This is a genomic window from Streptomyces flavofungini (assembly GCF_041028215.1).
Classification (GTDB): Bacteria; Actinomycetota; Actinomycetes; order Streptomycetales; family Streptomycetaceae; genus Streptomyces; species Streptomyces flavofungini_B.
The window spans coordinates 1-11,431 of record NZ_JASKYR010000063.1 but is presented as its reverse complement, the minus strand read 5'-3'; the positions used below and the strand labels follow the sequence as shown (position 1 = coordinate 11,431).

General features: G+C 68.4%; 9 protein-coding genes and 3 pseudogenes. 5 read left to right on the top strand and 7 right to left on the bottom strand.

Annotation, left to right across the window (positions count from 1 at the left end):
- The 3 genes and pseudogenes from AB8Z36_RS07110 to AB8Z36_RS07100 form a co-directional block, all read right to left on the bottom strand.
- A partial coding sequence (locus tag AB8Z36_RS07110; protein WP_369212331.1) for an NB-ARC domain-containing protein occupies positions 1 to 1,105 on the bottom strand: 1,105 nt, incomplete at its 3' end.
- A 234-nt stretch (positions 1,106 to 1,339) separates the two neighbouring features.
- Positions 1,340 to 1,696, bottom strand: a complete 357-nt coding sequence (locus AB8Z36_RS07105) for a hypothetical protein (protein WP_369212330.1) — start codon at positions 1,694 to 1,696, stop codon at positions 1,340 to 1,342.
- Positions 1,697 to 1,991: 295 nt separating this feature from the next.
- Positions 1,992 to 2,204 (bottom strand): annotated as a pseudogene (locus AB8Z36_RS07100) (DUF4158 domain-containing protein); the annotation flags it as partial.
- Positions 2,205 to 2,959: 755 nt separating this feature from the next.
- Here AB8Z36_RS07100 and AB8Z36_RS07095 point away from each other — a divergent pair.
- From AB8Z36_RS07095 to AB8Z36_RS07085, 3 genes and pseudogenes are all read left to right on the top strand, one after another.
- Positions 2,960 to 3,941 (top strand): annotated as a pseudogene (locus tag AB8Z36_RS07095) (bifunctional DNA primase/polymerase).
- Positions 3,938 to 4,219, top strand: a complete 282-nt coding sequence (locus tag AB8Z36_RS07090) for a hypothetical protein (protein ID WP_369212329.1) — start codon at positions 3,938 to 3,940, stop codon at positions 4,217 to 4,219. Before AB8Z36_RS07095 ends, AB8Z36_RS07090 begins: the two are co-directional and overlap by 4 nt.
- A pseudogene (locus AB8Z36_RS07085) lies at positions 4,216 to 5,028 on the top strand (DNA primase); the annotation flags it as partial. The gene AB8Z36_RS07090 and the pseudogene AB8Z36_RS07085, both read left to right, overlap by 4 nt.
- Here the strand turns inward: AB8Z36_RS07085 and AB8Z36_RS07080 are convergent.
- Positions 4,988 to 5,776, bottom strand: a complete 789-nt coding sequence (locus AB8Z36_RS07080; protein ID WP_369212328.1) for a helix-turn-helix domain-containing protein — start codon at positions 5,774 to 5,776, stop codon at positions 4,988 to 4,990. The pseudogene AB8Z36_RS07085 and the gene AB8Z36_RS07080 sit on opposite strands and share 41 nt — an antisense overlap.
- A gap of 48 nt (positions 5,777 to 5,824) precedes the next feature.
- On the opposite strand from AB8Z36_RS07080, the gene AB8Z36_RS07075 reads away from it, so the two are divergent.
- The gene (locus AB8Z36_RS07075) at positions 5,825 to 5,950 is read left to right on the top strand and encodes a hypothetical protein (protein WP_369212327.1); all 126 of its coding nucleotides are present in this window, start codon (positions 5,825 to 5,827) and stop codon (positions 5,948 to 5,950) included.
- Positions 5,951 to 8,505: 2,555 nt separating this feature from the next.
- Here AB8Z36_RS07075 and AB8Z36_RS07070 read toward each other — a convergent pair.
- The 3 genes from AB8Z36_RS07070 to AB8Z36_RS07060 are packed head-to-tail and all read right to left on the bottom strand — an operon-like array spanning position 8,506 to position 10,026.
- A complete protein-coding gene (locus AB8Z36_RS07070) occupies positions 8,506 to 9,156 on the bottom strand; it encodes a hypothetical protein (RefSeq protein WP_369212326.1) in 651 nt (216 codons plus the stop codon).
- Positions 9,153 to 9,368 (bottom strand): RNA polymerase sigma factor, encoded by a 216-nt coding sequence (locus AB8Z36_RS07065; RefSeq protein ID WP_369212325.1) that lies wholly within the window; start codon positions 9,366 to 9,368, stop codon positions 9,153 to 9,155. The genes AB8Z36_RS07070 and AB8Z36_RS07065 overlap by 4 nt, the downstream gene beginning before the upstream one ends.
- A gap of 34 nt (positions 9,369 to 9,402) precedes the next feature.
- Positions 9,403 to 10,026, bottom strand: coding sequence for a hypothetical protein (locus tag AB8Z36_RS07060; RefSeq protein ID WP_369212324.1), 624 nt, complete (start codon positions 10,024 to 10,026; stop codon positions 9,403 to 9,405).
- 705 nt (positions 10,027 to 10,731) lie between these two features.
- Between AB8Z36_RS07060 and AB8Z36_RS07055 the strand changes: the two genes are divergently transcribed.
- A complete protein-coding gene (locus AB8Z36_RS07055) occupies positions 10,732 to 10,905 on the top strand; it encodes a hypothetical protein (protein WP_369212323.1) in 174 nt (57 codons plus the stop codon).
- Positions 10,906 to 11,431 lie beyond the last annotated feature (526 nt).

Genomic DNA, 11,431 nt, shown 5'->3' with positions numbered 1-11,431 from the left:
GGGCGAGCGCGGCGTCCTCGGCCGAGATCCGGGCCGGTGGGTGGGTGCCGCCCGTGCCGGTGAGGGGGCGGTGTCCGGTGAGGTGTGCAAGGGCGGGCTGGCTGGTGAGGACCGCAGCGGGGATACCGTTGGGGTCGAGCATCGAGGCCAGTTGGAGCATGGGGCGGGCCAGACCGGCCGGGCGGATCTGGTTGGCGCGTTCGATGGACAGGGACCAGGTGGCAGCCACGGTGGCGCTCTGGTCGTCCGGCAGTGCGCCGGACTCCGGCAGCAGGTCGGCCAGCCTCCTGATCCGGTCGGCCAACAGCCCTCGGTAGGAGGCACAGGTCAGGTCCGCGTCGATGAGGTAGGCGGCGGCCTGGGCCAGGGCAAGGGGCAGGTGTCCCAGGTCGGCGGCCAGGTGGTTGATCTGGTCGGTTGGCTCGTGGCGGTCGTGCGCGGCGAATACGGCGGTGACGTAGGCAACGGCTTGCTCAGGAGTGAACAGGCCCACGGCAACTCGGCGCCGACCCGCTCCGGTCAGAGCGGCCTCGCGGCGGCGTGTGGTGACCAGGGCACGGCCGTGACGACTGACGGGCGGCCACCAGCCGCGGATGTCAGCAGGGTCCGCGACGTCATCCAGTACGACCAGCCACCGGCACGGCTTCTGGCCGGCTTTGGGTTCCAGCCAGGCCAGGAACGCCTCCGCGGCCTGCTCCGGATCGCCGGGGTCGGCGGCAAGGACCTCCACGCCGGCCTGTGCGTACCCGGCGGTGATCGCGGAGCGACTGCTCGCGCTGATCCACACCAGTACGTCGACCTCGCCGCCGTCCCAGGCGGCGCGGGCGTAGTCGGCGGCCAATTGGGTCTTGCCCACCCCGCCGGTCCCGGTCAGCACCTGGGTGAGCACCGCGGTGCCCCCGCCGTCGACCGCCGCCCGCAACTGGTTGGCCTCGGTCCGGTGCTGGAAGGACTGGGCGCGGGGCGGGAGCACGCCGACCTGGTGCGGCCAGACGGCCGGTGTGCGAGGCGCGGCCTGCTGTACCAGAGTGAAGCGGTCGATCGCCAGAAACCCGGTGTTGGCCAGGCCACCCTCGCTGGCGGTGGCAGCGCCCGTGTGGCTCACGTGTACCGGGCCGGTGGCCCCTGGGCCAGGTCCGGTGTAGCCGGTCACCGCCGTGGCGCCGTCGCGGGCGGTGGCCTCCCCGGTCTCCGCGGCGGCTACCGACGGCCCGTGCCTTGCCTCCGCAGCCTCGGCCCGGGCACTGGGATCACCGGCAGGGCCGGAGCGGCGATGGGGCCATCTCCATCTCACCATCGGACAGAATCCGGCCCCGGAACTGTGGCCGTCCCGGCCCGGTCAGCTGAAGTCGACACCGGTACTTGCGCTGCTGCCGGGCCCGTCCGCGGTGGCGTCCCCGGTCCGTTCCGCCCGGACCGTCGCGCTCCCGGCCTCCTGCGGGCGTCGCGCGCCGGTGGACGCCCGGCCTCCCGCGGTGGCCTTGGCGTTCCCGGTATCGACCACCGCAACGCCGGGCTGAGGGGTGGCCGCGGACTGCATCAGTGTCCACACCAGACCTGCGATACCGGTGGCGCCCTGGACCGAGGCGGCCACCAACTGGCCGGTGCCCGGGTTGTCCAGCAGCCAGAAGAACGGTGTCGAGACCGTCAGCACGCCCGCGACCACCATGATCGTGATCTTCCTGCTTCGCGACACACTCACTCCCCCTCTCCGCAGCCGACGCACGTTCGCCCTCAGTTGCTTGAACTTCACTGGTAGCACAGGACGCCTCAGCGCAACCACCAGTTCCCCGCGTGCTGTTGAAACTCACATACCGACGTCGGCTGGCAGAGGAGCCGGGGTTCGGAACGGCCCCGCTACCGCTCGGCCTGCATCGGCGGAGGCTCCGCCTTCTCCTGGTCCAAGAGTGGCGTCGTCTGGTCATCCACCGGGGCCCGAGGACCAGGCACGGAGACCGCGGCGAGGTCGAGGCGGGCGCCCATGTCGAGGTTCACCGCACCTGCTCCGGCCGCCGCTCCTTGCAGGCTACGTGCTCGGCGAGCCACGCCGTCAGCTCATACGCGTCCAGTTCGGACGCAGGCACCGGTACCTGCCGGGCGACGTACTCTACGGCCGCACCGGGCAGCTCTGCCCGGCTCCGGGGAAACCGACCGTACTGTGTGCAGAACTTCAGCAGCACGGTGAAGCCCAGGCGCGTCGCGCCACGCTTGCCGGACTCAAGCGCCTACTCGTCCTTCACCGGCGTCCAGTGCTTGACCAGGTGTCGTCCACCGAGAAGGGGTGCCGGCAGGCACTCTGCCACAAGCCGCAAAACGGAGGTGATCTTGTGGGGGTGGCCCGGCCGCGTCCCGCTCCTCCGCCACCCACTTCGCCGCCGCGGTGAAGGCCGTGAACGGCTTCTTGCCGCTGGCCTTCACCCGGTCCACGTAGCCCGAGAGTCGTCCGCGGGCGAGACGGGCCAGGACGGCGAAGTCGGTGTCCGTGAGCGGGCCGCCGTCCGGGCGGACGTGATCGATAGTGACGCGCGGGCGGCGCCTGCTCGTGGCCGAGGAGGTCAAGGGCGGGGTGGCCGTAGTGGCGATCATCTCGTGAACGAAGACAGGCGCATCGCGGCCTTCCGGCAGGGCCGGTAAGCAACCGCCCTGGTAGCGGCCCCTCCTTTCGCGGGAGGGCCGCTGCCCGCGAGCCCCCAGATAGACCACCCACACACAGAGCCCCCCGGCGGAGCTGTGCAGGTAGTTCGTGGCTGCCGGAGAGCGATGACATTCGAAGGCCGGGCACGGGGTCGGTCATGTTGGGGGGACAGCGGGAAGTGCGTGGGTGCAGGCCGCACATGTCTCGTCAATGACCAGACCCGTCCCCAGGACCTCGGCCTCAGGAGCAGTTCATATGACTTCCTGACCCAGGGCGGGTCGGTCGCTCACCTTCCGACGTGCTGCGGGACTGACGGGACTGAGAATGCCCGACACGCCAGAACCGGTGCTTCCGTCCCGCCCTGGGTCGGCTGCGCTCATGCCGCAAACCAGAAACCTCAGTCCCTTCAGACCCGTTGTACCGTCAAGGGCCGACGCTGAGCAGCCGACGACGGACGCCGCAGGGACGTGGACAGGACACCCCGAAGAAGACAATGACGAGGACGATCCGTTGACCCGCCAGCCCCTGAACGCGCACCTGGTCCCGGGCGCGGCTGTGCACGGGAAGCAGATCGCGCGGTGGTGCGCGCAGGCTGGCTGGCCGGTGCATCCGCTGGCACCGGTGCACAAGGTCCCTCCGGCCGACTGCCAGGCCTGCAAGGCGGACCGCCACGCTCCTACCTCCTGCCCATGCCTTACAGCGGGACGGTGGTGCCATGGCTTCCACGCCGCGACCACCGATCCTGATCTCATCGAGTCGTGGTGGCACCCCCGGTCCCGATTCGGTCGGGGTCTCGTGCGGCCCGGCGACCCTGGTCGTCCTCGGCATCGATGCTCACGCGGTGCAGGTCCCGGACCGCGTTCGGCTGCTGCCGGGCATTCCGATCGCTCCGCAGGTCAACCTCGACGGCCTGGCGACCGGCTTCGACACCCTGGCGCTGCTGGCCGCGCTGCGAGGCCAGCCCAGTTTCGCGGATGACACCGAGACCCTGCGGGTGCGCACCCCCTCGGGGGGCCTGCACATCTGGTACCGCAACCCGGCCCCCCCAGATCCGCTACCGCTCTTCGACCGGGTCCAGCACGTAGATGGCGCTGGCCTGGCAGGTGGATGTCCGCGCCGACAACGGCTACATCGTGGCCCCATGACCCGCACCACAGCGGGCACCTACCGTCCCGAGGGTGCGGCCCGCTACCCGGCCCCTCTGCCGGAATGGCTGGCCATAGACCTGATACGCACCCGCCATGTGCCCTCCCAGATCCCCGGCCCGCTCCCGCACCCGCAGCGGTACGCCGCCGACGGGCGGTGAAGGGGGCCGAGCGCCTCCTGGAGCCGCTGCCGGCCGAGGTCGCGGCCTGCGCAGCGGTCCCGGAGGGCGCCAGTTTCACGGAGAAGCTGAACCGGGCCGCCTACACGGCCGGGGGCCTGGTCCAAGGACGCCACCTCGCCGAAGAGGCGGTCCGGGACCTGCTGCGGGAGGCCGCCCGCACTGCGCGCCCCGCCCAGGAGGCCCGCAACCTGACGATCATCGAGTCCGCGCTGTCCGCGGGCGCCCAGCGCCCACTTCACCCCCGAGGACACTCATGAGCGCCGAGCCCACACGCTTCGACGCTGAAGCGGCCGCCGCCCAGATCCGCCAGCAGAGCCTCGAGTTCGCGCTGCCCGAAGCCCACCCCAGCGTCCCCGCGCAGCAGAGCGACGGCCGCTACCCGCCCGCGGCCGCCCCGGCCGGGCTGATGCCGAGCTCGCTGACCGACCGCGGCAACGCCAAGCTGTTCGCCCGCCTGTACCGGGATCAGTTCCGCTACGTCATCGGGATGGGCTGGCACCACTGGGACGAATACCGCTGGAAGCTCACCGGCGAAGACGAAGCAGCGATCTGGGCCGCCGGCGAGATGGCCGAGCAGCTGGCCGCACACGACCCCCAGGGCCGGTTCACCGACCGGGCCCTGGCCGCCCACCGCCGCCACTCCGAGTCGGCCTCCGGGCTCAAAGCGCTGCTCTACCAGGCCCAGGCCGCCCCCGGCCTGCGCCTGGACCCCGACGTCCTGGACGGCGACATCTACGTCCTGTGTACCCCGGCGGGGGTCGTGGATCTGCGGACCGGGGCCCTGCGCAAGCCCGACCCGCTGACCGACATGCACTCCCGCGCCACCCTCGTCGCCCCCCMCCCCATGCCCATCCCGCGCTGGCACAGCTTCCTGCGCGACACCTTCGGCGACGACACCAAGGGCGTGGAGACCACCCGCTTCCTGCACCTGCTGCTCGGCTACTCCATCACCGGCGACGTCGGCGCCCAGGTCCTGCCCTTCCTCTACGGCTCCGGCGCCAACGGCAAGTCGGTGCTGCTGGAGGTCATGACCCAGATCCTGGGCGACTACGCCAACGCGGCCCCGAGGCAGCCTTGTTACGCGGTCTCGCAAGAGCTACGTAGGGGTGATGGACCTGGAAAATTGGGCCGCGGTGAAATCCGCTTTCAGCTTCATCGTTGCGGCTTTCCTCTTTGCGTGTGCTGCGGCTTTCGTGTTTTGACGCTTGATGTTCCCAAGCGATTCGACCGCTCATGTGCTCCACATCACGATGGTGTCGGGCTCGTTGCCAGGCGCTTCTCCAACGCTCCCATTCGACGCCGTTAGTGACGTCGCATATGCGCAGGAACGTCAGGAACTGGGCATAGTCGAACATCGCTTTATCGGCCAGGACCCGGCTTACCGTACTGTGCGGCAATTGGCCATGCGCCCCGGCTCGACGTTCCATCTCCAGCACCGGCATTGCCCCGGCTCGATAGTAGAGATGTTTCAGGGCCTCATTCAGGTGGGCAGGGGTGTATACCTGGTCGGGTTCGGTTGTCTTCGCCGGCAGGTGCGTCCGTTGATGTTCGACGTAACGAGCAGCCTGCCAGTACTGTCGGGCCAGCCTGACGGAAGCCTGACAAGCACGGGCGTACTCCTCCACCACCTGTAGACGAGGAATGCGGTCCCCGCTGGTAGCACGGGAAAAGGTGCTTGCCGAGACAGTGTGCCCGGTCGCCTCGGCCATCTCGCGGTGGGTCACACCCGCTGCCCGGCGACTTTCCCGCAGCCACTCCGCGAGTTCTCGCAGACCCTCGTTGGTCGTGGAAACTGGTTGTTCTGGTCGCGCCATGGTGGTCTAACTCTCCTCCGCAGCAGCGGAAGCGGAGCGTCGGGCCAGATGGACACCGATCAGACCGCAGGTTGCCAGAACCTCGGCTACGAGGACGACGGGCAGGCCCATGCGAGTCAGAGCCACGCCCAGTACCAGGACGACGACGATGATGACGGTCTGACTGCCGCTTAGGCGAGCAGAAGGGGGAGGGGTGACGTAAGAGAGCATTTGGTGGGTGAACACAGGGCCTCCAAGCCATGGGCGGCCGGAAGTAATAGTCGGCCGGGTCACGGACTGCTGACACAACTGAGTACCGGCAAGCACTCAGTTGGCATCCTGGCACTAGATCCCGCACCGTCGCCCAGTTGTTGCACAGCCTTCCCACTCGCAGTGCACGAACAGAATTCCAAGCTGATCAGTAAGACCATCCCACCTGCATGGAGGGGCTGCATTCGAACGCGTGACCCACTTAAAAGGAGTACCCGAGGAACGTAAGTTCTACATAGAGGGGAGAATTGATGCACTCGCACTCGCCTGCGGCTGGCGCCTGCGCGGCCTGCTTGCAATCCTCTCTGCGGGTTCACGATCACAGGAGACGCCGCTAACGGCTCACCTCGTCTTGACGTCACGGACTGCGACCAAGCGCGGAAAGACAACGAACCTTGTGCGTTTCCGCGCGGCAACGCGGACCGTATGGTGAAGGGAGCCGACGAAATCGGCTCCCTTCACCTCCAGGCCACCATCACGGATGCCACAGACCCGGCGTTGGCGGCCACACTGCTGCGGTGCGACCCCTACGGTGGTCCGTGAAGAGACCATGAAGGACAGAACACCGCCAGCTGGCCACGGCGCCAGCAGCACCGACAGTGGCATCGGCACGAGGCGGTTCTCACATCCCTGTCAGTGCCTGACGCTGTCGGGGATCTTGGAATTCGGTGCGGCTGATCAGTGTGAGCGCTTTACGTGAATAGGGCGTTTGCACTGGTCAGGTGGCTGCCCGACCAGTTGACCGACGGTCGGGTTGTCTTCTGCGGCTCTGGTGACCGTTGGGCGAACGGAACGTTCGTGGTTAGTGATGCGGCTGCGGTGTTCGCCTCGGTTGAGGCGATGACGGTTCAACCCGTTCGTGGCGAGCGTCCCGAGATCGGTGGACCTGGTTGCCGGTGCGAGGGCACGGTTGGGCCCCGCGACTCCGGAGGCACCGTCCTTGGCGGCTGCTCCGCAGCAGATGACGATGCATCGAAGCAGTCCAAGCCGACGCCCACATCCACGGCTTCCTCCACGCAGGAGGGCAGGCCGGAACACATTCCGGGGGAGTCGGTGAGCCAGGCGCCCAGGCTGGCCGAGGGCAAGCCGCTGGCGGAGATCGCCGAGGCCAAGGGGAACCGGAACATTCCGCTCGGCCGTATTGCCCAGGGGCCGATGTCGGTGCTCGTCAACTGCCAGGGCAAGGGAACACTCAAGGTCACCGTCCAGCCCATGGACATGAGCTTTCCCCTCGAATGCGTGGACGGCGAGGTCAGCAGCACATACAACGAACTGGGCCTCAAAAAGCCCAGGTCCGAGGGAACCGTCAACGTGAGTGCCCCTTCCACCGTGCGCTGGTCCCTCACCGTCGGCCAGTACAACCATCCGCACAGCACCCTTCGGGGACAAGCCCCGGGGATGCTGCTCGCTGCTGCACAACAGCGGCCTGCGAAAGGGCTTCAGCACGGGCGTGTTCCTCCCGGCCAGAACCCGGCCCGAGCACTGAGAGCACGACCAGGCCGTGTCCGAGCAGATGCGGCGGCAAGATGCTCTCTTGCTTCCGCCGATGACGCGACTGGCTCCGGTCGCCGTCCGGTTGCCGGCAGGAAGTGGAGTACGTGCCGGTGCCCGAGGACGCCGCGAAGGCCTGACATCCCGCCGACGTCACCCACCGGGACGCCGATGTCGGCCGCCTGTTAGGGGAGGCGGGCCGTACGGAGCAGCCTGCTCGTCCGCCATCCATCACTCGATCAGTGTCGGCTGCCCTGTTTTACATGACCACGCTGTCCTGGCAAGAACCGCCATGGGACGGACTTTTCGGCGAAGCAGCGCAGCACACCGAGGCCGTGCCGCTCCTGACGGCGGCCCAGCATCCTCTGACGTAGCTGGCGTCGACGTGCGACCTGGGCAGGTCGCACTGGAGGAGCCAGTCTGACGGGGGCGGGCCGCATGCCCTCAGATCCCGCCGCCGCGCTGCGCGACACCACTGAGCTGAGCGTCCCTGGGGCTCGTGGGCGAAGGCAGGAGGGGCCAGCCCGTCGTGCGTCTCGTCGTGCTGGAGCCGGTCACCACCGTGGTATCCGGCCCCAGCCTGCGGTGGTAAGCGAGACGCGGCCCGCCAGCCGCCCGCCCCCGGAGTTGATCTACCCGGTACATCGACGGCCGCCGACGCTCTGGCCGTCCGCAGCTGCTGGAACGCCCGTCCATTCCCGTGTGCCCTGCGGTGGTAAAGCGCCGCCGCAGCCTGGTACGCCAGCGCGTGGTAAGCGGGCGGAAGGCGACCGGTCACGCGAGCGCGCCGTGACCGACGAGTACTCCGATCAATACCCCGCGCAAGTCACAAAAGCGTCCGGGCCTTCGGTAGCGTGGCCGCACAGCGCGTGCTGCGGTGCCTTATTGGCGGGGGTGTGGTGGCGGAATGCCGGGCCGAAGCGGCGGTTCTCTCACCGACTGTCGAGCACGAGCCCACGACGTGCTGAGGTTTTAATACTCCGGCGCCGTCACTGCACTGGAGCAGGAACGCGGCTGCCGTGGTCATCGCCAGCGAATAGCCGCACCACCAAAGACCGCGCACGGTTCAACTCGTCGGACATGATTGCTGCGCGCGCGTGATACTGCGAGCTGTCCAGGTCGAGATGTTCACAGTGCGCCGTTACTTGTGTTCCGGTCTTACGTAGCGCCCTGGCGACCATGGTGAGCATAAGGAGGGCGTCTCGAAGCTCCAGTTCCCGGTTGGTCAGCGTTGTCGCAAGTCTGTACAACTCGGTGTGTGGAGCAGCCAAGCTGATTTGCACGCGGGTGCTGAAGTCGTTCTTGCGGAGCCACTCCCTGAGGCGGCCAATCTGCCAAACCGCCTCCTGCAGTACCCCTACGATCTCGAGCACTTGCTCGTTTTGCTCTGCGAAGGCGCGGGTCAGAAAGGCACCCGACCCCAGCGCTGGGTCGTACAGCCCTCTTGCTTCCTCCACGACATCGGCATCGAAGTGAAGCTGGGGCTCTGAAAGCCGCAGGGGGATGCCTGCGGTGCAGGACGCGAAGATTGCGGCGCGGCCTGCGTCGAGGTCGGCGGCCCCATCGAGTCGGGCCAGAACCGCGTCGTCTACTGCCCCGAGCAGCTCGTCGAGCGCAGTGTCGCTGTTGGAGTACGTCACTGTCCACCTCCGTTTGCCAGGCCGAGCCGGTCCTTGAGCCTGGCTCGGGCACGGCTCAGGTTCTGCCGCACGGCTTCCGTGGTCATCCCTAGTTCGGCGCTGACCTCGCTTGCGGTGAAGCCGTCCAGGCTCCAGGCGAGCACTCTTCTTTGGGTGGGCGGAAGCGAAGCAAGCGCCGAGTAAACCCGCGCCTCCTCCTCCCGGAGTTCCACCGTACGCAAGGGGCATGGTCCGCTCGCTGGTACTTCAGGTGGTGCGCTGGTGAGCTCTTCCCGGCTGATGGGGGTGGCGCAGGTACAGGCAGAAAGCGACTTTGCGCAGCCAGGCTGCCGGATACACGATGTCGTTCCACTGCGGGAAGGCCTCAGTGAAAGCCCCCTGAGCAGCCTCCGCAGCTTCGTGTGTACCAGCCCCCTGCCGCATCAAGTGCCGGATAAGTCGGGTCAGATGCTGCTCGTAATAGCGGGCGAAATCCACACGGGCGACAGTGCCAGGGCTGCCCGTGCTGTGGGCAGTCACCGCGGGCGGACCGGCCAACGGCAAGGAGACCAGATCTATCTGTTCGGCTGGCAGAGCGGCCGACCTCTGAAAGCGTTGCGCTGCAACGGGGAAAGTCTCTGACTCAGCCATGAGCCGCCCCGGTGTTCGATCCGATCTCGATGCGTACCTCTTCGTCTGCACGCCGTTCGAAGAGCACGCTTCCGGGTGGCAGCGCACGAATCCGATCACTGGCGCCTGCTGACGCAAGCGGGCAAGTTGCACCTGGGTGCGACTGCTAATCCAGCGATACAGCAACCGAACCACCAGCAAGCCAGCGAGGCCTGCCACACCGATGGCTGTCTCCGGCACATCAACCCCCTTGGTAGCCACGGTGCGGATGCGCCCCGCGGTCATCAGGGAGTGCAACTGACCGCCTCATCTGTGACATCTGCAGAGTGTGACGTGCGGCACAGATCGCACTTGTGCCGCGTCGTTGCTCAAGATATCGACCGCTTGCACGCAACGCCCCGAGCGATCTTCTTCGCGCCGGGCGCTCCATCGGCGTGCTCGGGCGGTCCGCGTCGCGGTTCTCTTCCAGCCGGGGGCACGTCGGCGGGAGGCTGGGGTGATGGCGGGCAGGAGGACGCGCACGCGCCGTTGTGTGCAGTGCGGCGTGCTGTTGCCGAAGGACGCGGGGCCGAACCGGCGGTTCTGCGATGCGAGGTGCCGCGGCCGGCACTGGCGGCGCGTGCGGCGGTACGAGGAGATCTACCGGCGCGCCTTTAAAGGGCTGGGGGTCATCCGGGGTGAGACCCTGTGGGCCCATGGCCGGTGCCCGCTCTGCGGCCTGACCGTGTCGCTGCGCAAGCGCACCGATGCGGTGTACTGCTCGCCGAAGTGCCGGACACGGGCGTGGCGTCTGCGCCAGGAGGACCTTAGCGAGCCCGGGTGACGCATCCGAACGGCCGTTGCGGCAGGCGTCACCGCGTGACGGCTAACCGGCACGATGGATCACACGCATCCGCGCGGCCTGGCCCCTGGGCGCGCGGCGGATCCCGGCTCGCTGCGGGGACGGCTGCGGGTGATGCTGGGGGTATGGGACGAGAGACTCCGATGGACTGGGAAGCTGCCGACCGCATCGCGGAGGCGGGCGCGCGAGACCCGCACAGCGATACGGCCGTCTCGGGGTTCGATGACCGGGCGGCTGCCGCGGCCGCCACGAACGACCCGCGGAATGACGACCAGGACGACGACCTCGACGACGAGTAGGACCCGGCCGCAAGACGCCGCTCGGCGCCTTGGTATCAGCCGGGCCCTGCCGTCTCGCGGCTGGGTCGCGCTCTAGGTCGCGCCCTGGGTCGCGCCCTGGGTCGCGCCCTGGGTCGCGCCCTGGGTCGCGTCCTGGGTCGCATCGGCTGGTGCCGTACGCGAGCCGTCCGCAGGTGCGCTGACCTGGGAGACAAGGGGTGCGCGCGAAGCGTCTCGGCGCGCCGACTACTTACCTGGGAAGCCCCGCCCGCGGCGGCCGGGCCGGGCAGACGTCACCGGGCGGCTCACCGGCCTTCGACCGTGACGACCGCTGAAGTAGGCGCTGTGACGCAGGCCACGCTTGGTACGGGCCTTACGGCTCGTCGGCGTGCCGGAAGGCTGGCTGCATGCATCGTTGCCAGGTCATCGCCTGCCCAGCACCCGCCGTCTACACCACCCACCGCCGCCSGAAGGGTGCTCTCGCCTGGCAGATCCACACCTGCGCCCGTCACCGGCGTTTGGTCGACTGGTCGGTCCCGGGCAAGCC